Annotated in this window: 25 protein-coding genes and 3 pseudogenes; 18 read left to right on the top strand and 10 right to left on the bottom strand. The window is 39.3% G+C overall.

The window, feature by feature from the left end; all coding sequences use genetic code 11:
- Positions 1 to 4: 4 nt before the first annotated feature.
- Positions 5 to 1921 carry a vWA domain-containing protein gene (locus tag WKH56_RS17835; protein WP_243494586.1) on the top strand — a complete coding sequence of 639 codons (1917 nt, stop codon included), beginning with the start codon at positions 5 to 7 and terminating at the stop codon, positions 1919 to 1921.
- A gap of 98 nt (positions 1922 to 2019) precedes the next feature.
- Positions 2020 to 2931 (top strand): EamA family transporter, encoded by a 912-nt coding sequence (locus WKH56_RS17830; RefSeq protein WP_033578861.1) that lies wholly within the window; start codon positions 2020 to 2022, stop codon positions 2929 to 2931.
- A 36-nt stretch (positions 2932 to 2967) separates the two neighbouring features.
- Here WKH56_RS17830 and lacZ read toward each other — a convergent pair whose 3' ends face one another.
- Positions 2968 to 6072: a beta-galactosidase, LacZ type gene (lacZ, locus tag WKH56_RS17825; RefSeq protein ID WP_243494588.1), complete on the bottom strand. Its 3105-nt coding sequence runs from the start codon at positions 6070 to 6072 to the stop codon at positions 2968 to 2970.
- A 138-nt stretch (positions 6073 to 6210) separates the two neighbouring features.
- On the opposite strand from lacZ, the gene WKH56_RS17820 reads away from it, so the two are divergent.
- The 4 genes and pseudogenes from WKH56_RS17820 to WKH56_RS17805 all read left to right on the top strand — a co-directional run bounded on the left by WKH56_RS17820 (position 6211) and on the right by WKH56_RS17805 (position 9097).
- Complete coding sequence (locus WKH56_RS17820; protein WP_230683464.1) at positions 6211 to 7029, top strand: AraC family transcriptional regulator; 819 nt, start codon at positions 6211 to 6213, stop codon at positions 7027 to 7029.
- Between the two features lie 147 nt (positions 7030 to 7176).
- On the top strand, positions 7177 to 7653 hold the full coding sequence (locus WKH56_RS17815; protein ID WP_028413498.1) for a site-2 protease family protein: 477 nt from the start codon (positions 7177 to 7179) through the stop codon (positions 7651 to 7653).
- A gap of 157 nt (positions 7654 to 7810) precedes the next feature.
- Complete coding sequence (locus WKH56_RS17810) at positions 7811 to 8293, top strand: GNAT family N-acetyltransferase (protein ID WP_047751057.1); 483 nt, start codon at positions 7811 to 7813, stop codon at positions 8291 to 8293.
- A gap of 18 nt (positions 8294 to 8311) precedes the next feature.
- A pseudogene (locus tag WKH56_RS17805) lies at positions 8312 to 9097 on the top strand (ABC transporter ATP-binding protein).
- 1 nt (position 9098) lies between these two features.
- Here the strand turns inward: WKH56_RS17805 and WKH56_RS17800 are convergent.
- The 3 genes from WKH56_RS17800 to WKH56_RS17790 form a co-directional block, all read right to left on the bottom strand.
- The gene (locus WKH56_RS17800; protein WP_013056879.1) at positions 9099 to 9293 is read right to left on the bottom strand and encodes a hypothetical protein; all 195 of its coding nucleotides are present in this window, start codon (positions 9291 to 9293) and stop codon (positions 9099 to 9101) included.
- Between the two features lie 101 nt (positions 9294 to 9394).
- Positions 9395 to 9937, bottom strand: a complete 543-nt coding sequence (locus tag WKH56_RS17795; RefSeq protein WP_028413495.1) for a GNAT family N-acetyltransferase — start codon at positions 9935 to 9937, stop codon at positions 9395 to 9397.
- A 347-nt stretch (positions 9938 to 10284) separates the two neighbouring features.
- Positions 10285 to 12162, bottom strand: a complete 1878-nt coding sequence (locus WKH56_RS17790; RefSeq protein ID WP_243494589.1) for a terpene cyclase/mutase family protein — start codon at positions 12160 to 12162, stop codon at positions 10285 to 10287.
- Positions 12163 to 12304: 142 nt separating this feature from the next.
- Between WKH56_RS17790 and WKH56_RS17785 the strand changes: the two genes are divergently transcribed.
- The 3 genes from WKH56_RS17785 (at position 12305) to WKH56_RS17775 (ending at position 15251) form a co-directional block, all read left to right on the top strand.
- Entirely contained in the window at positions 12305 to 13345 is a 1041-nt protein-coding gene (locus tag WKH56_RS17785; protein WP_243494590.1) for a C45 family autoproteolytic acyltransferase/hydrolase, read from the top strand.
- 11 nt (positions 13346 to 13356) lie between these two features.
- Positions 13357 to 14859, top strand: coding sequence for an NAD(P)H-hydrate dehydratase (locus WKH56_RS17780; RefSeq protein WP_243494591.1), 1503 nt, complete (start codon positions 13357 to 13359; stop codon positions 14857 to 14859).
- A gap of 125 nt (positions 14860 to 14984) precedes the next feature.
- The gene (locus tag WKH56_RS17775; protein WP_205827062.1) at positions 14985 to 15251 is read left to right on the top strand and encodes a hypothetical protein; all 267 of its coding nucleotides are present in this window, start codon (positions 14985 to 14987) and stop codon (positions 15249 to 15251) included.
- Between the two features lie 40 nt (positions 15252 to 15291).
- Here WKH56_RS17775 and WKH56_RS17770 read toward each other — a convergent pair whose 3' ends face one another.
- The 3 genes from WKH56_RS17770 to WKH56_RS17760 form a co-directional block, all read right to left on the bottom strand.
- Positions 15292 to 16182 (bottom strand): PhzF family phenazine biosynthesis isomerase, encoded by an 891-nt coding sequence (locus tag WKH56_RS17770; protein ID WP_310884385.1) that lies wholly within the window; start codon positions 16180 to 16182, stop codon positions 15292 to 15294.
- Between the two features lie 102 nt (positions 16183 to 16284).
- A complete protein-coding gene (locus tag WKH56_RS17765) occupies positions 16285 to 16950 on the bottom strand; it encodes a hypothetical protein (protein WP_223260154.1) in 666 nt (221 codons plus the stop codon).
- A 163-nt stretch (positions 16951 to 17113) separates the two neighbouring features.
- The gene (locus tag WKH56_RS17760; RefSeq protein WP_013056888.1) at positions 17114 to 17887 is read right to left on the bottom strand and encodes a sulfite exporter TauE/SafE family protein; all 774 of its coding nucleotides are present in this window, start codon (positions 17885 to 17887) and stop codon (positions 17114 to 17116) included.
- A 126-nt stretch (positions 17888 to 18013) separates the two neighbouring features.
- Here WKH56_RS17760 and WKH56_RS17755 point away from each other — a divergent pair, with 126 nt between their 5' ends.
- Entirely contained in the window at positions 18014 to 18781 is a 768-nt protein-coding gene (locus WKH56_RS17755; protein WP_048021129.1) for a TrmB family transcriptional regulator, read from the top strand.
- 79 nt (positions 18782 to 18860) lie between these two features.
- Here the strand turns inward: WKH56_RS17755 and WKH56_RS17750 are convergent, their stop codons facing one another.
- Positions 18861 to 19073, bottom strand: coding sequence for a hypothetical protein (locus WKH56_RS17750; protein WP_310884537.1), 213 nt, complete (start codon positions 19071 to 19073; stop codon positions 18861 to 18863).
- Between the two features lie 66 nt (positions 19074 to 19139).
- Positions 19140 to 19766, bottom strand: a complete 627-nt coding sequence (locus WKH56_RS17745) for an FMN-dependent NADH-azoreductase (RefSeq protein ID WP_048021125.1) — start codon at positions 19764 to 19766, stop codon at positions 19140 to 19142.
- A 197-nt stretch (positions 19767 to 19963) separates the two neighbouring features.
- On the opposite strand from WKH56_RS17745, the pseudogene WKH56_RS17740 reads away from it, so the two are divergent.
- The 5 genes and pseudogenes from WKH56_RS17740 to WKH56_RS17720 all read left to right on the top strand — a co-directional run bounded on the left by WKH56_RS17740 (position 19964) and on the right by WKH56_RS17720 (position 23464).
- Positions 19964 to 20688, top strand: a pseudogene (locus tag WKH56_RS17740) (SDR family NAD(P)-dependent oxidoreductase).
- A gap of 139 nt (positions 20689 to 20827) precedes the next feature.
- On the top strand, positions 20828 to 21007 hold the full coding sequence (locus WKH56_RS17735) for a hypothetical protein (protein ID WP_080963388.1): 180 nt from the start codon (positions 20828 to 20830) through the stop codon (positions 21005 to 21007).
- A gap of 127 nt (positions 21008 to 21134) precedes the next feature.
- A complete protein-coding gene (locus WKH56_RS17730; RefSeq protein ID WP_275211151.1) occupies positions 21135 to 21698 on the top strand; it encodes a class I SAM-dependent methyltransferase in 564 nt (187 codons plus the stop codon).
- An 11-nt stretch (positions 21699 to 21709) separates the two neighbouring features.
- Positions 21710 to 22390: a response regulator transcription factor gene (locus WKH56_RS17725; RefSeq protein ID WP_034265788.1), complete on the top strand. Its 681-nt coding sequence runs from the start codon at positions 21710 to 21712 to the stop codon at positions 22388 to 22390.
- Positions 22387 to 23464: pseudogene (locus tag WKH56_RS17720) on the top strand (HAMP domain-containing sensor histidine kinase). Before WKH56_RS17725 ends, WKH56_RS17720 begins: the two are co-directional and overlap by 4 nt.
- Here WKH56_RS17720 and WKH56_RS17715 read toward each other — a convergent pair.
- Positions 23455 to 24897: an aminotransferase-like domain-containing protein gene (locus WKH56_RS17715; RefSeq protein ID WP_310884386.1), complete on the bottom strand. Its 1443-nt coding sequence runs from the start codon at positions 24895 to 24897 to the stop codon at positions 23455 to 23457. The pseudogene WKH56_RS17720 and the gene WKH56_RS17715 sit on opposite strands and share 10 nt — an antisense overlap.
- 103 nt (positions 24898 to 25000) lie before the next feature.
- Between WKH56_RS17715 and WKH56_RS17710 the strand changes: the two genes are divergently transcribed.
- From WKH56_RS17710 to WKH56_RS17700, 3 genes are all read left to right on the top strand, one after another.
- The gene (locus tag WKH56_RS17710) at positions 25001 to 25612 is read left to right on the top strand and encodes a LysE/ArgO family amino acid transporter (protein WP_310884387.1); all 612 of its coding nucleotides are present in this window, start codon (positions 25001 to 25003) and stop codon (positions 25610 to 25612) included.
- 47 nt (positions 25613 to 25659) lie between these two features.
- Positions 25660 to 26088 (top strand): FosB/FosD family fosfomycin resistance bacillithiol transferase, encoded by a 429-nt coding sequence (gene fosB, locus WKH56_RS17705; protein ID WP_310884388.1) that lies wholly within the window; start codon positions 25660 to 25662, stop codon positions 26086 to 26088.
- 115 nt (positions 26089 to 26203) lie between these two features.
- A complete protein-coding gene (locus WKH56_RS17700) occupies positions 26204 to 26401 on the top strand; it encodes a hypothetical protein (RefSeq protein ID WP_310884389.1) in 198 nt (65 codons plus the stop codon).
- Positions 26402 to 26451: the final 50 nt, after the last annotated feature.

Below are 26451 nucleotides of genomic sequence, written 5' to 3'. Positions count from 1 at the left end.
CGCTATGCGATTTATTAAATTTAACGACAAAAATGTAGATTCCTTTCTCTATATGGAGCTGGCAGATTTAACGAAAACATTAACAAAAAATGATGAAATTGAAGTAGAGTATCGCGTTTCATCTTATTATGATCCTGTACACGGCATTATTTATCTCAGTCACTTTTGGGATAACCGTCCAGAAGAAGACAAAGTGTACGGCTTAAAAAGTGATGTATTTTTAAGAAGTATTGGAAGCTATAAGCATTCAAACTTCAAAGAAATTAATGCATATTTAAAGAAAATAAATAAAACGTCGGTACCTAGCTTAGCTAAGCAGCTGTTTATGCTGTTTGAAGATATTCGTTTAGAAGAAGTATGCAAACGCGAACGTCCTGGAACGAAAAAAGCCTTCGCCGTCAGAAGGCAGCTCTATAGAAAATATTTTGCCACACAAATGAGCGCAAATTTAACAAAAAGTGTGTACACGGATGCACTTTTTAACGGCATTTACTTGCTATTAACGGCTGAAAATCCGTTTGAAGAAATTCCTTCAATGAGTGAATCGATTAACTTAGCGATGCCTTTTATTCGCAGACAGCTAACAAATGTATATGAAGCGAAAACAACAAAAGACGTATCGCGCATCTGCCTTGAACTCGTAGATGTTTTTGATGATATTATCGAAAAAGATATGCTTAATACTTATTTCTTCTTGGCTGAACTTCAGTATGATCAGTTAGAAGAAGGGTTAACATTTGAAGATTTAAAACGCAAAGATTCATTAGTGAACGATGATATTTTAGAGCATGAAAAAGACGGAGATGAAGACATTCACGAAGAGAAAATGGAAATGTGGCATCGAGAGACAAGTGAAGCGACGCAAAGTTTTCTGCAGTTTGATATGGATCAAGGTTCAAAAACAGATATGTTAGGCGATGGGGTTCGTGAAGGCGACGATGGAGATCAAGCAATGGGCATGGTGCAAGGATCTTCTCAAAAAACATCCCGGAACGATTACTCTCAAATCGAAGCCATGGAGCAAACGCATCCGGAAAAAGACGGGGAAGCGGATTATGAGTATGGGAAAGAAAATAAGCATGCCTATGCTGTTTTTGTAGATTCTAAACTTCCAAGCGACGATCACGTTGTTCAGTATGATGAGAATAAAAAAATCATTGCATCGTATCAAAAAAAATTAAAGCAAATGATTGAAAAAACGCTTGAACATAAAAAAACGCTACCTAGAAGCGAGCTGCACTTTGGCCGATTAAATAAAAAATTTCTAAAACTATGGACGGATGATAATCCTCGTTTGTTTTATAAAAAAGATGAAGATTCTGCCCAAATTGATGCTGTGTTTTCTCTTCTAGTTGACTGTTCGGCATCGATGTACGACAAAATGGATGAAACGAAGCTCGGGATTACGCTATTTCATGAAGCGTTAAAGTCTGTTATGGTGCCTCATCAAATTGTTGGATTTTGGGAAGATACAAATGATGCTACTGAAACAAGCCAGCCTAACTACCTGCAGACGGTGATGGACTTTCAAGCATCATTAAAGCGTAAAAGCGGTCCTGAAATTATGCAGCTTGAGCCTGAAGAAGACAACCGTGATGGATTTGCCATTCGCCATATGACACGTCGCTTGCTTCAGCGTTCTGAGCAGCAAAAGTTTTTACTTGTGTTTTCAGACGGTGAACCAGCCGCTATGGGATATGAACAAAATGGTATTGTAGATACGCACGAAGCGGTATTAGAAGCACGCAAGCACGGAATTGAAGTTATCAACGTCTTTTTATCCAACGGGGAAATTGATGAAGGACAGAAGAAAACCATTCAAAATATGTACGGCAAATATAGTATTCTAGTACCAAACATCGAAGAACTTCCCGATGTGCTATTTCCTTTACTCAAGAAATTACTTCATAAAAGCATTTAAAAAAGTCGAAGCATATTGCTTCGACTTTTTTTGCTATTGACCGTTAATGCGGAGGGAGGTAAGTTAAATATATATGAAAAAGAGAGAAGGAATGGTAAGTGGAAGGAGTTCAAACTTCATCTAAAAGAGCGTGGGGGCTGCTGCTTGTAATCATTGGTGCCACGATGTGGGGAGTATCTGGCACGGTAGCTCAATATTTATTTCAGCATAAGAGTTTTAACGCAGAGTGGCTGGTCGTCGTTCGTATGTTAGTATCTGGATTGCTGCTTTTGGCAATAGCCTCTAAGCAGCGCAATATTTTTGCAATTTGGAAAACAAAAGAAGAGAGGACTTCGCTGCTTTTGTTTGGTGTAATCGGTATGCTCGGCGTGCAGTATACATACTTTGCAGCTATTGAAGCAGGAAACGCTGCTACAGCTACAGTGCTTCAATATACGTCGCCAATATTTATTATTGGCTATTTAGCCGTGCAAGCAAGAAAGTGGCCGGTGAAAGTAGAAATGATTTCTGTTGCGCTCGTCATAACGGGGACATTTTTTCTTGCAACAAGCGGAAATTTTAACGAGCTGTCTATTACAGGATGGGGGTTGTTTTGGGGGATCGGGGCAGCCGTGACGTCTGCTTTTTATACGCTTCAGCCTAAACGTCTTCTTGCAAAATGGAGCTCAGTTGAAGTAGTAGGCTGGGGAATGGTAATAGGTGGCGTAAGTTTTTCATTTATTCATCCGCCGTGGCATATAGCCGGTGAGTGGTCGCTATTGTCGCTGTGTGCGGTGCTATTTGTGATTATCTTTGGAACGCTCATTGCCTTTTATTGCTACTTGGAAAGTTTGAAGCACATTAGCGCTTCTGAAGCCATTGTTCTTGCGTCAGCAGAGCCTTTGTCAGCAGCCGCGCTATCTGTTCTATGGCTTCATGTGACTTTTGGGTGGACGGAGTGGCTAGGTACAATTCTTATTATCGCTACGGTATTTTTGCTTTCTCAGCGAAAGCCAGAGGTGACATCATAAGTAAAAAGGACTTTCATTTGAAAGTCCTTTTTATTTTTATAGAGGTTTTAGCGTAAAGGTGTTTGTATACGAGCGGTTGGCGTATAGTGTGTAATCAGGGTGTGTTTTAGCTCCCCAGCTGTCGTCTCCGCCAACACCCATTTGCTTGTAGTTAACCCGCACGGTTACGGAATCGCTTAACGGCAATTTGTAAAAATGATCGTAAGCCTCCAGTTCAAAAGGTGAGTAAGGTAAAGCATTCAGCTCGACTGTTGGCAAACCTTTTAGTAAAAAGCCGCGTCCTTGATCGTTTGTAATAGTTGCCCATCTAACGTCCGTTTTGTTTCCGCATTCTTGAGGGCGTAAATACGGTGTAACTTGCTCTTTTACACTGCCTTTATGAAGGCCAAGCTTAGCGCCAGTTTTACGATCCCAATAATTTTCATGAGGGCCTCTGCCGTACCATGTTAAAGAATCAAAAGCCGCATCCATCGTAAACAGCATCCCAATTTCAGGAATTTCAGGCATTGCCTCAGAAGGTGCTAAAGATTGTTCAATCTTCATTTCACCATCGTTATATAGCGTATACGTTACATAGCAAGAAGCAAGAGAGATGTCTAAAGCTAGCTCAACCGAAATGATAACAAAGTCAATTTGCGGTTGAACACTTACTTTTTTCACGTGCTGCTCTAAACTTGCTTGACGCCACGTTTGACATCTTTCATGCAATTTATTGCCGAGGTCATTATCGGTGACTGCGCGCCAAAAGTTCGGACGGAAACCCGATGCAAGCAGCTCGGTATGCTCATAGTTGTAAGAGATAAACTGCCCTTTTTGCTTGTCAAAAATAGCCGTGAAGTTAGTTCCTGTAACCGTCAGCGTTTGTTCGTTTTGGTCAACTGATAAAGCAGGATAAACAGCTTTTACTGAAGGTACAGCGGTTTTGGCAGGCAGTACAAACTGTTCGTACGCCACTTCATATCCAGCTGAAGCCCAGGCTGTATCTTTGGATAATCTGAGAGAAAGAGTTAAAACAAATTCATCAGTTTCGTTTTCTTGCTCGTAAAGAGGATAAGAAAGCGTCAGTTCGTCTGCACTATCAGGAGCTACATTTAAAAGAGACGCATGTTTTTCAAGTAGTTCACCGTTTTTTTCAACAGTCCAAGCAAAATCATAGGCGTTCAAGTTTGTAAACAGGTGTTTGTTTTGAACGGCAAATTTTCCTTTAGAAGCGTCTACTGCTGTCCACTTTACAGGCTGATAGCATTTTTTTACTTCTGCAATTTTCGGGCTAGCTGTCCCATCAGCAAAGATTAAGCCGTTTCCGCAGAAGTTGCCGTCGTTAGGCGTATCACCAAAATCTCCGCCGTAAGCTAAGTAAGAAGTACCGTCTACTGCTGTTGTTTGAAGAGCTTGATCTTTCCAGTCCCATATAAAACCGCCTTGCAAGATTGGATATTGATCGAACAGCTCCCAGTATTTGTATAGATTTCCGCAAGAATTACCCATCGCATGACTGTATTCACACAGAATATAAGGTTTTTTCGGATTCATTAAAGCATAGCGCTCTACATCTGCTGGCTTAATGTACATCGTGCTTTCTATATCAGAAGCATCATAGTCGCGGTGATGGAAGATTCCTTCATAATGAACAAGTCTCGTGGAATCTTTCTCTTTAAAAAAAGTATACATATGCTGAAAGTTTTCTCCGCCAAATGATTCATTGCCAAGCGACCAAATGATAATAGAAGGGTGGTTTTTGTCACGTTCGTACATCGAACGACAGCGATCTAGTACGTTTTCTTTCCATTCTGGCTTGCTTCCTGGAACGGCTTTTTGTTCGCCTTCTTGTAAATAAGTCCACGTTCCGTGCGTTTCTAAATTGGTTTCATCAATCACGTACAGTCCGTATTCATCACACAGCTCATACCATACTGAATCGTTAGGGTAATGGGATGTACGCACCGCGTTAATATTATGCTGTTTCATCAGCAAAATATCGTGAATCATGTCTTCGCGTGTGATGCCTGCACGGCCTTTTACTGAATCAAATTCGTGGCGATTTACTCCTCGAAGTACAATACGCTTGCCGTTGATTGTCATAAGGCCATTCTTTAGTTCAAACGTACGGAAGCCGACTTTACAGCTTTCCGTTTCGATAATAGAACCAGCAGCATTCTTTAAGCTGAGTACAAGGGTATACAAATTAGGACTTTCTGCGCTCCATTTTGCAGGGCTTTTAATGTGTGTACGTAAGGACGCTGTATATTGATCGCTCACACTTACATTTGTTTGCAGCGGAGCTTGTAGTACTTCATGGCCATTCGCGTCGTACAGCATGACTTCAAATGTTAGATCTTGAGTATCGTGCTGAAAGTAATTTAAAATATCAGCTGAAACGCTAAGTTCACCATCTTCGTAGTTGTTATCAAGAGACGAACGAACGCTAAAGTCATAGATGTGAACCGGTGGAGTAGAGTACAGATACACATCTCGGAAGATGCCGCTCATTCGCCAAAAATCTTGGTCTTCAAGCCAGCTTGCGTCACTCCAGCGATATACTTCTACTGCTATCGTATTTTCACCATCTTGAAGATAAGAAGTTATATCAAATTCAGCTGGAGTAAAGCTGTCTTCGCTGTATCCAACAAACTCACCGTTAACCCAGACGTAAAAAGCAGATTCGACGCCTTGGAAGCTGACGTACACCGGCTGATTTTCCCATTCTGATTTAGGTGTAAAAGTACGGACGTACTGACCGACAGGGTTATATTTAGTCGGTGCAAAAGGAGGTTCGAGGTTTTCGTTTTCAACCCAAGGGTATGTCACGTTTGTATATTGAGGATAGTCATATCCTTGCAGCTGCCAGTGTGAAGGAACTGAAATAGAGTCCCATTTCTTATATGAAAATTCAGGAGCGAAAAAGTTTTTGACGCGGCCATCCGCATTTTCAGCAAAATGAAAGTACCAGCTTCCATTTAAGCTTTGGTAGTAAACAGAAGATTTTCTATCATTTTTTAAGGCCTCTTCGACCGTTTGATAAGGCATTAGTAAAGCGTGTGCTTTCGAACGGTTCAATTGAAAAATTTCAGGGTTGTTATTCCATTCAGGGTATCCGTTTGCAGGTGCTGTATAATTAAATTTTTTGCCGGTTTTTAACATGTCGATCCCTCATTTCTAGATTACTAGGTTATTAGTTTATATGAAAATGATAACGTTTTCTGAAAACCTTATCAATCTAATTATTTTCATGATAATATAACTATATTCACATAAAAAGGAGGAAGTAATGTGGACCGTATGTACTTTCCGGCTCTTTCAGATGAAGATATGAAACTGCCATTCTATGCTACAAGCGCTGGAAGCTGGAGACATCAAACGCATATTAAACGTCAGGGAGAGTTTCCTGATTATCAATGGATTCAATGTATAAAAGGAAGAGGCGAGCTTCGTGTAAACGATGAGGTTTATATTATAAAAGAAAATGAAGGGATGTTTCTGACGCCGCATGTTCCGCACGAATACTACCCCATTACAAGCGAATGGCAAGTATGCTGGGTTTCTTTTAATGGAAGTGTAATTGATGATATCATGCTTTCTCTTCAATTTATTAATTCCGGAAAAATCGTCCTTACACATGCTGAAAGCCTTTATAGGATGCTGCAAGAGCTAATGAATTTGTTAGAAGAAAATCATACCTCTAGCACCATGAAGTGCTCTGAACTACTATATAGCGTCATTTTGAAACTGCGCCAAGACAGCGTATATATAGAAAGCAAAAGTCGCTTGCAGCAAATTACTCAGCTAAACCCAGTCCTTCGCTATATTGAGGAATATTATCATCAGCCGTTAACGCTAGAAGTACTGGCGAAGCAGCTCAACGTAACAGAGCAGTATACGTGTTTGCTTTTTCAACAATCTCTTGGTATCCGGCCGTTTGAATACGTAACGCGCGTCCGAATTCAAAAAGCAAAGAAACTGCTGCTTAAAAACAACCAAATCTCTGTACAAGATATAGCAAGACAAGTAGGGTATGAACATCCAAGCTATTTTATCAAGCGCTTCAAAGAACAAGAAAACGTGACTCCAACTGTTTTTCGGAAAATGTATTTTTCATAAGTTACATACATTGGGTTTTATCTAGGTTATAAGAAATGATGTGGATGCTAGTTATTTCGTATGAGTTTAAAAAAAAGAATTTAAATGTAGTTTTAAGTAAAAACGGGGAGGAAAAGTAGAGAGAAGAAACAAAAAGGAGGGATAAACGTGTTTGGGTTAAATGATCTTCCAAAGTTTGTGTGGTCATTCTGTCTTGTATTGCCACTTGTATCATTTGTTCATCAGCTGGGGCATTCCGTCATGGCAATTATTTTCGGAGGGAAGGTCGATTTTACTATTGGGCGGGGGAAAACGATTCTTAAAATGGGGAAGTTTAAAATTAAGTCAGTCTATTTTCTAGACTCGTTTTGTAAATATGAAAATCTTAAGAACGACAGTCGCTTTTCCCATGCAGTGGTGTATGCGGGCGGTGTACTGTTTAATTTACTTACTATTTTTATAATAAATGGATTAATTATGGCTAATATTCTGCCTGAAGATATATTTTGCTATCAATTTGTTTATTTTTCAGTCTATTATGTTATTTTTTCACTGCTGCCAATTCAATATACAGAAACATCTGCAAGTGATGGACGTGCTATATATAACGTATTACGGTACGGGAAAACGTGTGATCCAGATTAAAGGGCTGTGTGTAGCAGCCTTTTTTGGTGCCTTTTTTCTGTTTCATTTAAATAAAAAAGGAAAACTTTACGAAAAGAAAATAGTAGCGGATAATAAAGATAGTAGATGTTGGAATGGAAGAAAGGAGAGGATTTATACGATTATTGAGACAGAGCGAATGACGCTGCGAGCTATGGCTGAAAGCGATGCAGGCAATTTAATGAAAATATTTGAAGATGCTGAAGCAATGAAGTATTATTCTTCTACTAAAAATGAACAAGACACATATCGCTGGATTCAATGGATGAAGCAGCATTATCAAACATATGGCATTAGCATGTGGATCGCTGAGGATAAACAGAATCGAGAGTTTCTAGGGCAGTGCGGCATGGTTCTTCAAAAAGTAGACGGCAAGGTAGACCCGGAGCTTGGCTATTTATTTTTACGCAGCCGCTGGGGAAAAGGCTATGCGAGTGAAGCAGCAAAAGCTTGTTTAGATTATGGCCTTCATACGCTGAAATTTCAGAAGATTATATCATTGATAGATCCTCACAATTATCCATCGATTAAAGTGGCTGAAAGAATTGGCATGAAAAAAGAAAAGCAAGTTAACAAATGGGATAAATCATTATTCTTTTATAGTATATATAATGAAAAATGAGAGTAAAGGAGTGTTAGCATGATTAACATTAACAACGTTTCGGTAAAACGAGCAGAAAAAGAAATTTTAAAAAGCGTGTCGTGGTCAGTGGAAAAAGGGGAACATTGGTGTTTGCTTGGGTTAAATGGTTCCGGAAAAACGACGCTTTTAAATATCATCAACGGATATATCTGACCTACAAAAGGGGAAGTAGAAGTTCTTTCAAGGAAATTTGGAGAAACAAATCTGTCTGAGCTCAGAAAAGAAATTGGATGGGTAAGCTCTTCGCTTCAACAGCGGTTTCGAGATGACGATACGGTTGTAGAAATGATTTTAAGCGGAAAATTTGCATCTATTGGGTTATATGAACAAGTGGAGCAAAAAGATATGAACCAAGCCATAGAATTAATGAAGCTGCTAAATTGCGAAGATTTACAAAATCAGGCCTACGGAACACTTTCTCAAGGAGAGCGCCAGCGAGTGCTAATTGCTCGAGCTCTTATGGCTTCACCAAAGCTTTTAATACTTGATGAGCCATGTACAGGTCTAGATATAATGGCCCGAGAACAGCTTCTTCAGCTGATTGCAAAAATGGCAGAGCAGCCAAATGCTCCTACGCTTATTTATGTTACTCACCATGTAGAAGAAATTTTGCCTTGCTTTACCCATACGCTTTGCATGCGCCAAGGAGAAGTGTTTTCTTCTGGAAAAACGAAAGACCAGCTCACTGAGCCGCATCTTTCTAAATTTTTTAATCACTCCGTAGAGATTCAGCAGCAGAAGGAACGCACTTGGCTGTCATTAAAAGAACCGGTAAAAAGCTGAGCTAGCGTCGAGAAACCTTCTTACATACCATGGGAAAAAGAGCGCTGCTTGCAATGGAAACAAGCTCATTGTGGAGATAATGTTTACATGCTACATAAATAGTGGTGCTGCAAATAATATCAATGAGTAAAAAAGCAGCAATGTCATGTTTATCAATGGTTACAAATACAAAAGAAGAGGAATCATAAGCTGTCATTGTTGGCTCCTTTGGTTATATCGTTATGTTACTTTATTCACAAAAGGCTTGGTCTATACGAACTTTTAAAGAAGTACGATGATGACAGCTGATTCTCTCCTCTAAAGCTGATAATACTCTTGTTCGAGTATACTCATGATAATATCTGTCTGAAATGCTTCTTCAATAAAAGCACCTTCACGCTCTATTCCTTCTTTTACAAAACCGCATTTTTCATAACAAGCAATGGCTCTATGGTTGTATTCAAGCACTCGTAAATCGACTCTGTGCAAGTGAAGGTGTTCAAATGCGTAGGCCAGCACCAATTTTGTAACTTCAGTGCCGAGCCCTTGATTCCAAACGGAAGAATCGAATAAACCAATAGCATACCGTGCGCGCCGGTCGTACTCGTTAACGGTCAGCCGGGCTTCTCCAACAAACTGCTGCTGATATTCAACACACCAATTCAGCTTTTGAGACTTTATGTACTCGACGTGCCGCTTGGCATCTTGTAATGTAAGAGGTTTTAAGTTTCGGGTATCGCCTCCGTACATACGAATAAGCTCTTTTGTTTGCTTGCACGCTAGATAGTCATGTACATCGCTGTCTTTTGGTTTTCTTAGTATCACGTTTTTTCCTTTTAAAAGTGGTGAAACATTATTCATTTGATGCATCCTTTCTTTCCCAACATTAAAAAGGTATTCCACTTGTCTCCTAAAAAAACCTGCTTTTATGTACAAAAAGAGGCTGGAATAAAAGGATTTTAGACAAAGTGAAAAACGAACCATTGATCAAGATGTTTGATTCGTGGTTCATTTTTTTTGTTAGGGTAAACATAGGTTTCATGTGTGTAAGTCTTTCTAGCAGTTGACTGGAGGGCAAGGCGAAGACTCCCGCGGAAAGCGAAGCCTTGCACGGAAATCAACTGCCGTGTCACAAGCGATCCATAGGAGCTCATGTATCCTATATGTTCGTCTTTAGATTGGATTCATTTCGTCATGTCTCAACCCCTTTATGAAGAATGTTTTTTTGCGTAGTGGGCAAGTGCAAGAAGAGGAAAAATATCATTGTAGCTGTGGTACTGAATATAAAATTGTCCAGGAAGACCAATTCCCGTGGGATAATGAATTTGCTGCTCTGTAAGATTTGGATTCAGTAAAAATTTAATTCCTTTTTCAACTGCTCGATCTTTTAATGGACATATTGTCATTAAAGCATCGAGAGCCCAAGCCGTTTGAGAAGGAGTGCTAAAGGGTAAAGGCACATATTTTTTTAAAGAAGCGCTATAGCATGATTCTCCGAATCCGCCGTCTTCTTGTTGAATGCTTTTGAGCCAATTGATGGCTTTGATGATACGCGGATCAGAAGCAGAAATTCCTACAGCACGGAGTCCAGTAATAGCGGCCCACGTTCCGTAAATGTAGCAAACACCCCACCGGCCGTACCAGCTTCCGTTATCCAATTGATGATCAAACAGCCATTTTACTGCAGCTTTAATCGAAGGGTGGGATTTATTCATACCGGCAAAGTTTCCGAGGCACTCAAGCACTCGACCGGTTAAATCGGCAGTAGCCGGATCCGTTGCTGCGTCTTTTGCGTTTTCAAGCGGCAGATAAGTAAATAAAATAGAATCGGTATTTTTTTCAAATGCAGAAAAACCCCCGTCTTTGTTTTGCATAGACAACAGCCAATTAATGCCCCTTTGCCAAGACTCCAAATAATCTGTATCGGTTTGCGCTCTTCTAGAAAGAGCTCTAATAGCAGCAGACGTATCGTCTAAGTCAGGGTTATTCGTATTAATATCGGAAAATCCCCAGCCTCCAGGCGCTGTATTGGGGTTATGAAACTGCCAGTCTCCAAGCTTTGTATGCTGTCTTTTCTTTAAGTAACGAGTTGTGCCTTTAATCATGGGATCTTGCTGCGGTACACCTGCTTCTTGTAGAGCGTAAGAGAGCAGGGCGGTATCCCAAACGGTTGACGTGGAGTTTTCTACGTGCACGTGGCCGCTGCATGTACTAAGTAGTGAACAAATACCGTCAATTGCTTTTTGAACCACAAACGAATCTTTTTTATAGCCAAGAGCCAAAAGACCGTAAATCATAAAAAAAGTAGAGGTTGCGTAGCTGTAGAGTGTTCCATCTTTTTCAAGTCTTTCTAGCATGTAACGCTCGGCTGCTTGATAACCAAGCTTGTGGATGTAAGAAGGTAAAGAAGCCAGCTGTTTTAAATGGTCGACTAAAAAAATAGAAGCGCGTGATTCTTGAGCAGCTTCATCCGCTTCCTGTTTCTGCTCTCTTACATCTAAATGAGAAAGAGAAGGTGTATGCCTAGAAGTAAGTGAAAATTTTTTGTTTCCAGCTACCATCATCGGGACGAAGTGAATTCTGGCATAGGTGCTTAGTTCATAAAAGTTAAGCGGTACATAGGTAGGCACGAGCAAAAGAGAAAGCGGGAGGTAAAATAGCTTTGGCCACTCGTATAAGCCGTTAACACAAAGCATCCATCTTGTGAGAAAATGAGCGCGAGAAATGCCTCCTGAATCTATAATATATCTTTCTGCTTTTCGCAAAATCCGGTCATTTTTTTGGTAATAGCCTGAATATAAAAGAGCTGTATAGGCTTGAATAGTAGCGGATAAGTTATGTTCTTCATCGTCAAACAACGTCCAAAGACCATCTTCATTTTGAAGGGAAACGATCCGTTCGGTTAATTGTTTAATCAACACTTCTTTATCTAAATCAAAGGTGCGAAGAAGCATAATTAAAAACGCATCAGGCATAACGCCTGTTTCAAAACAGTAGCGAAATGACCCGTCATTTTTTTGTGTTGGGCGCAGATAGGCGATTCTTCGCTGAATCTCTAGCTGAACTTCCTTTAGCAATATGATCACCTCTTATGATAATGCTTTTCAATCTTTCGACCTGTTTCTTTATAACTGTATTCAAAGGAAGAGCGTTCTATGAGAGGAGAAAGTTGCAAAGAATAGAGCGCTTGCTGCACAATAAAGGTACTGGAAAATTGGAGTGATAGAAGTGAAAGAAATACAGGTAGAAGTTATTCAAGGGCGAGGCTCTTACCGAGAGCTTGGTAAAATGCAAGGGGAATTACATAAAGGAACAAAGCTGTTTGAAAATCATCAAAAAAGAAGAAAACGTTCATTACGAAGCTATCAAACGATAGCAAAAGAAGCTCGTCATTATTACGACTTATTTGCTCCCGGACTGTGGGATGAGCTATTGGGCTTAGCAGAAGGCTTAGATTGGCCTCTTGAAGACGTTATACATGAGTACAGCGGATATCAGCAAGAGTGGAAGAAAACGGGATGTTCTACTCTTATGCAGCACGGCGTGTATGTGCGGAACTACGATTATCATCCGAAAACGTACGAAGGTCGATTTTTGCTTTTTCAGCCAAATGAAGGATATGCAAGCGTCGGGTTTGGAACAAGAATGATTGGGCGAATGGATGGAATGAACGAAAAAGGATTAGCAATTGGCTATCATTTTGTTAATCGCCGCCGTCAAACGAACGGATTTATTTGCTGTACGCTTGCTCGGTTTATTTTAGAAACATGTGAAACGACAGAAGAGGCTGTTGCTATTTTAGAAAGGGCACCGCACCGTCATGCGTTTAATTATTCCATTTACGACCGCAGCGGACAGGGAGCAGTAGTCGAAGCATCTGGACGAGGCGTTCATGTACAAAGAGGAACGATGATGGGGTGTACGAACCATTTTAATCAGCTGGTCGAAGAAAATCGTCATCATTTGGTAGAGTCAAAGGAAAGGCTCGATCATATTCGAGATCATATTGAAAAAAAGCTATCGCCTCTTGAAGCTTTTTCTTTATTTAATGAAGATGAATACGGTATTTTTAAAGAAGATTACCGGAATTCTGCTGGAACGCTTCATACAGTGGCATATGTACCGGAGACATTGCAAGTCATTGTGGGAATTGGACGAAAAGCAAAACCTCTTATTTTCTCGTTTGAGGATTGGGTGAAAGGAGAACAATTAACTATAACGAAAATAAAAGGAACGGTAAATACAGACGAACCATTTCCGTTTCAGTAAGGAGCAGCATAATGAGAATTGTAACGAATCAAGAGATGTATCAAGTAGATGATTATATGACGAATACAATTGGGATGAGTGAAGAGTCCCTTATGGAAAATGCCGGACAGGCTGCTGCAAACGCGCTGAGTGAGCGAATCGAAAAATATGAAAAAATAGGGCTGCTTATAGGAACGGGAAACAACGGAGGAGACGGCTTTGTTATTTCCCGTGCTTTGAAGTCAAAAGGCTATGAAGTTGACGTCTGGGTAGTTCCTGCACGGGAGAAAATAAAAGGCGCAGCTAAAAAAGCCATGATCATCTATGAAAATGCTGGATTCGCGTGGCAATCGGCGGGAGACAACTTCTCTGTGAAAAAGTATACGGTCCTTATTGATTGTTTATTAGGTATAGGCGTAAAAGGCAGCATCAAATCTCCTTATGATAACATTATAAAAAAAATAAACGACTCTAAGGCTTACATATACAGCATTGATGTCCCAAGTGGAGTAATGGAACAGAAGCAAGAGCTTACGGTACGTGCAGATGCTACGATTACGCTTCAGCAGCCAAAGATCACGGCATTTACATACCCGAGCAAAGAAAGCTATGGTGAATTGATTGTAGTAGATATCGGTATCCCACCGCTAGCAATTGAAAAAAGCTCATCTCTTAAAGAGGTATGGTCAACTCAGCATATTAAGAAATCTTTTCCCACTCGGAATGCTTCGTCCAATAAAGGTACACATGGAAAAGGAATCGTAATAGGAGGTTCACTTCAAACACCCGGAGCGCCGATGCTAACGTCAAAAGCAGCACTCACAAGCGGAGCAGGGCTTTTAACGCTTGCGCTTCCGAATGATATTCATGCGATTGCAGCTGCTCACATGTTAGAAGTGATGTATAAGCCATGCCCAAGCAAAGATGGCTTTTTTGCAGGCGAGATTCCTTTAGAAGAAGCAAAGTACGATGCAATTGCAGTTGGACCAGGGCTTGGGAGAACGGAAGAAACGAAGAAAGTTGTCGAACAAGTACTTCAACAGCCCGTTTCTGTTGTAATCGACGCAGATGCTCTTTTTCATCTGCCGGATTTGATGAAAGAAGTAAAAGAAAGAGAACACGCAACGATTTTAACACCTCATCCCGGAGAAATGGCTAGACTCGTGGATACAACAATCGCAGAAGTAGAAGCAAATCGATTTTCGATATCTAGCCAATACGCAGTGGAAAATGGTGTGTATCTTGTATTAAAAGGCCCAAACACGATCGTTACAACGCCGGATGGAAAACAATACGTAAATACCACTGGAAACGCAGGACTCGCAAAAGGTGGAACGGGTGACACGTTAACCGGAATCATCCTCGCTTTTATTATGCAGCATGATTCTCTTCAAGAAGCAATCAGCAATGCGGTATATGTTCATGGAAAAGCAGCGGATGTGCTGCTCGATCAGGGGCATACAATGATAGATATGTTAGCAAGTGACGTTATTTCTGCACTTCCGGCAGTCTTCGGGCAGCTGAATAAGAAGTGATCTCTTCTGGATTATTAAAATTTGTTGACAAAATCCTTCAAAAAGTTGTCAAAACTCTGTGTAAATGATAACGTTATTTTACGTAAGATTTTACATAGAAAGAAAGTGATGTTGTGTACTACTCAATGAGACCAAGAGGCATTCATTTAGCTGTGCCTACACTTTTCTTCCTTGTTACAGTCGTGTTATTTGCGATGATGCAGTTTGGTTTTTATTTGGATTCCAGCATTCTTCGTAAAATTTGGGTCATCATTATGGCTTTATTGCCCATTGCTGGACTAATCACGGCTATTAAAGGTAGAAGAGGAAGCGCAAAGCCGTGGTTAATTATAGGGAACGTGATTCTTATTTTAACCGTTACAATAATGAGCGTACAGGCTATTATTTATTAAACAAAAAAACGTGTTCGCCAAACAGGCGGACACGTTTTTATTAAGAAAGAGAAACGATTTGGTTTGTTACATAGGCAGCTTCTCCTGCGATTACCACACCATACGTATTCTCTTTTTTTGTAATTTCTACATGAACGAAGCCATCTCTATCTATTTCCTGCCCTTGTTCAATCACAAATTGCCAGCGGTCGATTTTTTGCTGATCCACATATCTCGCATAATAGGCGCCCATCACGCCAGAAGCTGTTCCCGTTACAGCATCTTCTACCGTACCTGAAAATGGTGAAGAGAAATGTCTTCCGTGCATATGAGCTTCTGGATGAATCGTTTCAAAACAAAAGGGATGAATAGATGCTTTTGGCATATCAGTTAAAATAAGAGGGAAATCTTCTTGATTAGGATTCATCTTTTTACAGGCATCTAAACTTTTTAAAGGTACAATAAGCGTCCAGTTTCCTGTACTTCCATATACAATAGGAAGTCTTTGATCAAGGTCATCAATATGAAGATTAAGAGCTTTTGCCAGCTTTTCTGTTGAACCTAAAAACGGATGAAACTGCGGAGAAGCTTGAGTCATGGTGATAACAGGTTGTCCGTTTCTGCTCTGTACAGTCATAGGCAAAATTCCAGCATTTGTTTCCACTGTGAATGTAGTCTTTTGAAGTTTGTTTTTACTATGTAAAGCATAAAGAGAAGCGACAGTCGCATGGCCGCACAAATCTGCTTCTTGTCCGGGCGTAAAGTATCGAATTCGTAAATCAGCGCGGGAAGACTTCATGATAAAAGCCGTTTCGTTAAACTGTGCTTGATAAGCAACCTCCTGCATTTCTTCAGTTGAAAAATCATCTCCGTTAAACACAATTCCCGCAGGATTTCCTTTATTAGGGCGGGTGCTAAACGCGTCGTATTGATACACAATCGCTTCTTTCATAAAAATCCCCTCCATTTTTATATCATTATATGAAAGCTATAACCATCGTTATTTAGAATAAAAAAACAGCAGTTTTTACCTGCTGCTTTTCATTTTGCAAAACTATTCTTGCATCGCGGCATTTATTCCTTCTTTTCTAACTTCTAGCATATGAGTAGCTTTTTTATCAATACCTTTAGCTGTATCGGAAGAAATGACGCCTACGCTGCTTAAGTCATAGGCAAGACTTGTAACAAGCAGCTGCTCTCTTTGTGCGAGTGTGCCGTATGTAAGTGCAGCGGTTTTAGCTTGAATGCCACTCATATTTAATTCATCAGTAGAAGAAGCTGCTTCTTTTTTTGCGGCTATTGCTTCTTGATAAAGGGAATCATATCCTCCAAACCCTACTTGGGCAATTAGAAAGTTATAAATGTCATCGGCCGATTTTTTCGAAGGCTGAGAAAAAGCTCTTTGAAATTTATTGCGCGGTAAAAAGTTTAGTGCCGCCTGTCTTCCGTCTTCATAAATTTTTTCTTGTATTTCTTTAGTAGCTTTTTCGTCATTTTTTTTCTGTGCTGCATCTAGCTGTTTGCGATATTTTTGAATAATGACTCCGTCCTGCTGATTGTTTCCCTCTTTGAAAGTAGCTGCGGCTTGTGGAACATCTGACGTTGCTAGCGTCTCAGCGGCGTTCTCTGAAGAAGAAAAGAACGTATTTTTGACAAAAATAAGTGCAAAGATCAGCAAAATAAACCATAAAAACCTAAATTTCTTAAACAAAACGTTCACCTCTGTATAATATTTCTAATTATGTAAAACAACATCGATCAGTATACAACAATTTTAGTGTCTTTTTACACATTTACCCAAAAATAAGAAAATAGTAAGAGGTGGTTTTATTAATCTAATAGATATATAGGTTCATTGTTATAGTTCGAAAGAAACCATTGATCTATTTGTACTGATTTACATAGTCGAATATATTTTTGCTAATAAGGCTTAAAGTGACAAGAATAAAAAGCGTTCGGACGTACGTCACGCCTTTTGATAAAGCGACGTTTGATCCAACGAAAGAACCCACGATCATCGCAAACCCCATAATTAATCCGTAAGAAAATACAACAGAATCAAAATACAAAAATACAAGCAAAGCACCTAAATTACTGCCGAAATTTAAAAATTTTGCGCTACCTGCTGACTGCAGGAAATCAAATCCCATAAATAAAAAAGCAAATAAAATAAATGAACCTGTGCCTGCTCCTAAAAATCCATCGTAAAAGCCAATGATAAAAATAAGTGCAGTAAAGAAAATAAGTTTCTTAATAGACAGCGGCTTATACGTGGACGTGGTGCCCCAGTTTTTTTTGAAGATTGTATAAATAGCAACTAAAACAAGGAGAATCAAAATAACAGGTTTCAAAAAAGCAGAGGATAGAAAATGAACGGTGATTGAACCTCCCAAAGAGCCAATAAATACAAAAGGAAACCATTTACCCACAACGCGAAAATCGACTTTTCCGGATTTGACAAATCGAATGGTACTCGTTAATACGCCCATCGTTCCAGCTAATTTATTTGTAGCTAAGGCAGCAGCGGGCGGCAGGCCTAAAAATAAAAGAGCGGGTGTAGAAATTAAACCGCCTCCGCCCACTACGGAGTCAATGAATGCAGCTAAAAAACCAAAGAGTAAAAGCAAAAGAACAATCTGTAAACTTAATTCTTCCATAAAGCACCTTCCTCATGTCATAATATATATATAGTGACTACTTAAATAGTAACTATATAAAAAGCAGTTGTAAATATGTAAATGATGAAAATTTCAAATAACTTAAAAAACAGGGAGGTTTCCTTTATGGAAAATATTATTCAGCAGCTGCAGTCGCTTGGATTTAATCAGTATGAATCAAAAGTATACGTGACGCTTGTCAAAAAAGGATCTTCCACTGCTTATAGCATTAGTAAACATTCAGGTGTGCCAAGAGCGCGTGTATACGATATTTTACAAACACTAGAGGAAAAAGGCATGGTGTTAAAAGAAGAGAGTAATGATGGCACCCAGTACACGTCGCTGCCCGTCGATGCTTTTTTGCATTCGCTGCAGAAAAAATGGAACGAAACGTATGAAGGCGTTAGCGAAACGCTTAAACGTCTTGAAGCTGCAGAGTCTATAGAAGAAAGCCGGGTTATGACGATGAGAGGAGAAACAGCCATTCTTGCTTTTTGTGAGTCGCTATTGTTAAAAGCAAAAAATAAAATTGTCATCTCGCTTTGGCCTGATATTTATAATGAGTTGAAGCCTCTTTTATTACAGCTAAGGGAGAGTGTCACACTAAAAGGAATTGTGTTTGAACAAGATGAAGCGATGGAGGAATTTGACCGGCACCGCCATACAAGCTATACCGAAAATATTGGGAATCAAAACTGGTTTATTATATCTGTTGACAGCAGTGAAATGATTTATGGTCATAAAGAAATGGCTTACTATACCAATAACGGAGTTAACATTAATTTACTTGAAAACTATATTTGGCATGATATCCTCGTTAACAGACTTGTAGAAAAAAGTGATCGAGAAATGGACAGGTGGATCGAAAGGGAAAGAGAAAGCTTTTTTGCGTAGAAAAGAGACTTAGACATAACGAAATCACTTCCATCGAAAGACGAACAAACGGGATAAATGATCCAGTATGAATGGCTTGTTACATCGCAGTGAATTTCCGTGCAAGGCTTCGCTTTCCGCGGGCGGCCGATGAGCCTCCTCGTCGCTTACGCGCCTGTGGGGTCTCATCTGTTCTGCTTTTCCCGAAGGAGTCTTCGCCTTGCCCTCCAATTAACTGCTGGAAGCAGCCACCATGCATGAAAGCTACGTTCACTTTACCAACAGAAAAATCCGAACAAAGTTGATGCTCCATTAAGAGTCTCAAGTCCTCGTTCGGATCTTCCTTCAATCAAAATATTTTTGTTACAGCCTCTTTATATTAAAAAGTTTGGGCAAGTTTTTTTGCTTCAGCTATTCCTTTTTCTTTAATTTCTTGGGCTTTATCTGGCATTGCATTATGCCCTTCCACAAAAATGCCGTCTAACGAAGGGACTCCGAAGAAATTCATCATAATTCCAATATAGCGATGCCCCATTTCCATATCAGCTGCAGGACCTTCAGAATAAATGCCTCCGCGTGCTTGAATATGAAGCGCTTTTTTATCCGTTAATAGTCCAACCGGACCTTCGGCCGTGTATTTAAATGACTTACCTGCTACGGCTACAGAGTCTAAATAGGCTTTCATAACCGGCGGAAACGAAAAGTTCCACATAGGCGTTACAAAAACATATTTGTCCGCTGTTACAAACTCTTCGCTCAATTCTGCAAGGCGATTGACCTTTTCCTGTTCATGAGAAGAGAGTTCCGAGCCAGACTGAAGTTTGCCCCAGCCGCTAAATACATCCGCATCAATATGAGGGATATTTTCTTTATAAAGGTCAATATGTACAACTTCGTCACTTGAATTGTGCTCTTTGTAAGCATCGATAAATGCTTTTCCAGTTGCCATACTGAATGATTGAGACTCATCGTGAGGATGAGCTGTAATATAAAGTACTTTTGCCATGTCTTATCATCTCTTTCTTGTTTGAAATAATGTACTGTCTTATCGTTATCACTCCAATAAAAAACTATACGCGCTTTGTCAGGCAAGCTAAAAAAGAACGCAAGAAAGGGATGTCTATATAGAAAATAATGGTATAATAAGTGTTTGAATATTTACATAACAAGTATGTCTAACAGAAGTAAATAAGAGGTGTCGAGATGAAAGGAAAATGGATAATCGTTACGGGTGCAGGTGCTGGAATTGGCAAAGAAATTGTAAAAGAGTGTGTGTCGAAGGGCTATTCAGTTATTGCTTGTGATATTAACGATGGAGCTTTGAGACAGATGGCTGAAGATACAAAGGGCCAGGGCCATATTGAAACGTATGCAGTAGATGTAAAAAAGGAAAGGATGTAAAAGATCTTTTTTATCAAATAAAAGATAAAAATTTGTATGGGTTAGTTAATAATGCAGGCGTGTATTTAGGGAAAAATTTATTGGATTATGAAGAAAACGAAATAGATTTTGTGATGGATATTAATATTAAAGGATATGTTTATTTCTCCAAGTACTTTGGCGAATTGTTAATGAAAAAGGAAACAGAAGGAGCAATTATTAATATATCGTCCGTGTCAGGAATGGAAGGAAGCTCTGATGCTATATATGGAATGTCTAAAGCAGCAATATTAGGATTAACCAAGAGCTGTGCGATGAATTTTTCTCCTTATATCCGGGTGAATGCGATAGCACCTACAATGGTAAATACCGATATGATGAAAAATATTCCAGAGTGGCGCAAAAATGAATACATCGCTCATCAGCTGGTTCCAAGCTTTATTACGCCTCAAGACGTGGCAGATACCGTTCTTTTTTTACTGAGTCCTCAAGCAAAACATTATACAGGAGCTACCTTTGATTTAAATAGCGGATGTTATTTACGATAAATTATCTTTTAAACGAGTAATTGAGGCTGGACAAAAATATTTTAGTTAAGAATAAATTCGAATGATCAATCGGTATTATTGACTGACCATTCGGATTTTTTACTGTTATTATAAACGTTGGTTTCACCGCTTCTAGCTGTTGATTGGAGGGCAAGGTGAAGACTCCTGCGGGAAAAGCGGAACAGATGAGACCCCACAGGCGCGTAAGCGACGAGGAGGCTCATCGGCCGCCCGCGGAAAGCGAAGTCTTGCACGGAAATCAACAGCGGTGTCAAGAGCAATCCATATGAGTTTATTAATCCAATTTGCTCGTCTTTAGATTGGGTTAATTCCGTTATGTCCCATCCTCCTTTTTGTTTTCTTAAGAATTCTTAAGAAATTTACTTAACGTTTCTTTAGATTTTTTTTCTATTCTAGAAAGAAAGAGTAGAAAGAAGGAATAGAAAATGAATTTAGCTTTTATGTATCAATATTTTCACCAGCCGCGAACGGTAGGAGCGCTTTTGCCAAGCTCTACGCACTTAGCGAAAAAAATGGTGAAAGGGATTGATTTTGAACATGCAGCCTGTATAGTAGAGTACGGGCCAGGAACCGGAGTTTTTACCCGTGAATTAATAAGAAGACGAAGCGCTTGTACAACTTTACTTCTTATCGAATACAATCGGCATTTTTACGAAAAAGTAAAGGAACAAGTAAGAGATGAAAAAAATGTGTATGTGATACACGGCTCGGCTGAACATGTTCAAAAGTACTTGATACAGTATGATATTTCAAAAGTAGATTACGTACTATCAGGTCTTCCTTTTGCTTCTTTAGCAGCTGAGGTGTCAGATTGTATTTTGCGAAACACGCGAAGCGTATTAGCTGATGAAGGGAAATTTATTACGTTTCAGTATACGAATTTAAAAAAAGAGTTGATCCGCACGTTTTTCCCCCACATTAAAGTTGAAAAAGAGTGGAGAAACGTGCCTCCCGCATACATTTTTTCATGCGAAAAGAATGAGGTATAAGGAGTTTGTAAATGAAAGACAGAATTTTAATTATAGATGACGATGAGCAAATTCGTAATTTAATTGCTATTTACTTAGAAAATGAAGGATTTGAAACGCTGAAAGTTTCTAATGCTGTATCTGGATTAGCGCTTTTAGAGGAACAAGAAGTAGATTTAATTATATTAGATATCATGATGCCGCAGATGAATGGAATCGACGCAGCTTTTAAAATACGTGAAGAAAAAAACATGCCCATTATTATGCTTTCGGCGAAGTCAGAAGATATGGACAAAATTTCTGGTCTAACAGCAGGCGCAGATGATTACTTAACAAAACCATTTAACCCACTCGAACTCATCGCACGAGTCAAATCACAAATTAGACGCTATAAAAAATACAATGAACGCGCTGAGCGTGACGTTATTCAAATTGGCGATTTGGAAATTAACCGCAGCACCCGCCTTGTATTTGTGCGCGGCCAAGAGATTCGTTTAACGCCAAAAGAGTTTGATATTTTAGAGCTGCTGGCACGCAACAAAGGAACAGTGATGAGCATGGGGAAAATATATGAAGCCGTGTGGCAAGAAGACGCGTTTAAATCGGATAATACTGTAATGGTCCATATCACAAAAATTCGTGAAAAAATTGAGGATAATCCGAAAAAGCCCATTTATATTAAAACCATATGGGGCGTAGGATACAGGATATGAGAAGAATAAGTGTAAAGCTTCTTTTTGCTATCATTATAAGTTTTTTGGCTACCAATTTAATTTTTATTTTAATTGCTAGGCTTGTTTTGAGCAGGTATATACAAGAAGAGAAAATGAATGTCCCTGCATATAATGTATTAGCGTTTGGACTTTTCTTTATCGCCGTTGTGGTCTTTGTTTTTGTTTTTTTAGCACTTATTCGTTCCCATATTCGTTATCTGAAAGAAATCTCTAAACAAGTTCAAAAAATCTCAAATGGAGATTTAGGCGCAACCATCCATGTACGAGGAAAAGATGAGCTGGCTGAATTAAGTCAAAACATTAACAAGATGTCTGCGCAGCTTCGTACAAAGTTTGATCGTGAACGAGAGCTGGAGCAATTGAAAAATGAGCTAATATCAAGTGTGTCTCACGATTTGCGTACGCCTTTAACTTCCATTGTGGGGTACCTCGATTTAATCAAAAAAAGAGAAAGTATGGATGATCAAACATTAGATAGCTACTTATATATTGTGGATTCAAAAGCAAATTATTTAACGGATTTAATAGACGAGTTGTTTGACTATACAAAATTAACGAGTCCGGATTTTCAGCTTCAGCGAAATGAGGTTGATATGAAACGTTTGCTTCAGCAGGTAATAGGAGAGTACGAGCCGATGTTAAAAAGAGAGGGCATTGACGTTCAGACTAACTTTGCTTGTGAATGGCATGCATTTATTGATGTAGAAAAAATGGTGAGAGTCTTTCAAAACTTGCTCGAAAATGCCAAGAAGTACAGCCAAAAGCCTTCCGTATTAGAGGTGAATCAGGAAATTGATGAGGATTCGTTGGTAATTTCCTTTAGTAACAGCATTAACATCAGTGAAAAACTTGAGGTGGAAAAGTTATTTGATCGATTTTATCGAGGTGATGAATCAAGAACGAACGTAAATGGTTCAGGTTTAGGGCTGGCTATTGCAAAACAAATTATTCAGCTGCATCAAGGAGAGATACGAGCAGAGCGTCAGCATAATAAGCTCACTTTTTCGATAAAGCTGCCGCCTAACACAAGAAAGCCTTAAGAATCACTTGTAAAGATTCTTAAGGCTTTTTGCGACTATTTTAATGCCGTATTCAAATTCTGCAAGCGTCGCATAAGAAAAGGATATTCTGATATGCTGTGACGTTTCATGGTCATACAATGCGCCTGGATTTAAAAGAACTCCTTCGTCGAGACAGTGCTTAAATAATTTCCGCATCGAAACAGGCTTATGCAGCGTCAGCCAAAAATAAAAACCTCCGCTCGGAGTATTCCACGCAGCAAGACTTTTTAAATACTTCTCTAAAATAGCCTGAGTTTGCTGAGATTTTTCTTTTAATTTATAGCGTATGCTAGCCACATGCTGGTCATAAATCCCGGTTTTTAGAGCTTCAGCAGCTGCCCATTGAGATAAGGAACTGGCTCCGTAGTCAACTTGCATTTTAAGGTCGGCCAATCGCTCAATTACATGTTCAGGCCCTACAATCCATCCAATTCGAAATCCCGGACTAAATGTTTTAGAGAACGTTCCTAAATAAAGAACCACTCCATTTTTATCTCGAGCTTTTAATGAAAGCGGAGGCGGTGAATGGAACCAAAGCTCTCCGTAAGCATCATCTTCAATAATTGGCAAATGCATTCTTTCACACTGGCGAAGCAGCTCTTGGCGCCTTTGTTCACTCATCGTTACATTGGTGGGGTTATGAAAGTTCGGTATTGTATATAAAGCTGTGCCTTTTTCTTTTTCGTGCTGGTCTTTTAATGAAGTTAAATGCATTCCTTCTTCGTCTAATGAAACGCCCGTTAGTTTCATTTGTGCGGACTGAAATAACGGTAGAGAATAAATATAAGAAGGCTTTTCAGCTAATATATTGGCACCTGGAGGCAGCAGGCCGATTGAAATTAACTGAAGGGCTTGAAGTGAACCGGATACAATTAAAATAGATGAAGGAGACGTTTCAATGCCGCGTTTTTTTACATACTTCACTAACTCTTGTCGGAGCTCATCATTTCCTCTTGGGTGCTCGTAGCCCAAGTGTACGCTTCTATGGTTAGTTCCGCTAAATAGTTCCGCAAGATGATGGGAAGGAAGCAGGTCAGGTGCTAACTCTCCAGTTCCTAAACGAATAATGCCCGGTTGAAATTCAGCTTCGTTAATATGGCGGATAGTCGGAGAATTTGGTTGGTATATTCCTGCTTCTACATACGAATTCCAGTTCATGTGAGAACCTGATGCTAGTAAGCTCCACGTATTGTTGATGACCTTGGTGCCGCCTCCTTTGTTTCCGCTGAGCAGTCCTTCAGCAATTAAGTTTTCGGTTGCCGTCACCACCGTGCTTCTATTTACAGAAAAGCTAGCAGCTAAATGGCGCTGAGAAGGAATTTTCGTTCCAATAGGCCACTCTCCATTTATGATTTTCTCTTTCATATACTCTTGAATTTGTTTGTGCATTGGCTTTTTATCAGCCGGATTTGGAGTCCAGTTCATGTGAGACCACCTTTTTATAATTTGGTTGGTATTATAAATCAAAATTTGGATGGAGACAACAAGGGATGTCAATTGTAGGATAAAAGAGAAAGGAGAGAACAACATGTTTACAGTGGTTATACATGCTTTATTGTTAGCATTCGGTTTGATTTTACCTTTAGGAGTACAAAATGTGTTTGTTTTTAACCAAGGAGCAAATCAACGAACGATCAAACAGGCGCTTCCTGTAGTGGTAACGGCTTCTGTTTGTGATACGATTTTAATTCTAGTAGCAGTGCTGGGAGTTTCAGCAGTAGCCGCTGCCTTTTCATTTTTTCAAGCGCTTATTTTTGGGATAGGTTTTCTTTTTTTAGCGTATATGGGCTTTGTGACGTGGAAGAGCGAACCTTCAAAAACGTCAGTAAAGGAAGGGATGACGGTGAAAGCACAAATTTTATTTGCTGCTTCTGTATCTCTGCTAAATCCTCACGCGCTGATGGATATTATGGGTGTAATCGGAACAAATTCTCTACTGTACAGCGGAAAAGAAAAATGGATTTTTACGCTCGTTACGATATGCGTTTCATGGATATGGTTTTTATCCTTAGCTTTTGCCGGAAAAGCGGTAGGAAAAATGGATTCAAATGGGAAAATAATGATTTGGGTCAATAAGGCTTCTGCATGTATGATTTGGGGAGTAGCTCTTTACATGGCAAAAAGTATGTTTTTTCAGTAAAATAGGTGCTAAAAGAAAAGTTATATAATAGAAAGCGAGGGGTAAAGATGATTCAAGGAATTAATCATATATGCTTTTCTGTGTCAAATTTAGAACGGTCCATCATATTTTATCAAAAAGTGTTAGGGGCGGAACTTTTAGTAAAAGGAAAGTCCACCGCTTACTTTAGTCTAAATGGAATGTGGCTCGCGTTAAACGAAGAAAAAGATATTCCTAGATCAGAAATTCAGTATTCGTATACTCATTTAGCATTTTCTATTTCCATTGAAAGTTTTGACCAAGCAAAAGAGCTGTTAAAACAGCATAATGTAAATATCTTACCTGGAAGAAATCGTGACGAGAGAGACAAAAAATCTATTTATTTTACGGATCCTGACGGTCATAAATTTGAATTTCATACTGGTACGCTCCAAGACCGTTTAGCGTATTACCAAGAAGAAAAGCCTCATATGACATTTTATTCGCTAAAAGAGTAGTACTAAAATAGTTATATAAGGTTACAGTTTTATTACATTCGCATTCCTCGCTCAGTTATCATTAAATAAACGATTCTGTTGTGATATAATGGAAAAAAAGTGAGGAGGAGGAAGAATGTATACCGCAAAACAGATGAAGTTTGGTTCGCATATTGTGATAGGCGTACTTTTCGGCATCCTAGCTGCAATGTTAATCGGCACTTTTTATCAAAATGTACCAGGTGTATTACCGTACGGGATGATTAGCGGACTTGCAGTAGGACTCATAGCAGATACATATTATACAATTAAAACAAAAATAAAGGTTATCTAATATAGTGTAGTACTATTCTCAGGAGAAATAAAAGATTCCTTTTGAAAATA

Source organism: Priestia sp. SB1, from assembly GCF_038898415.1.
Note: the sequence above shows the minus strand (reverse complement) of the source record. Positions and strands in the feature narration are given on the sequence as shown.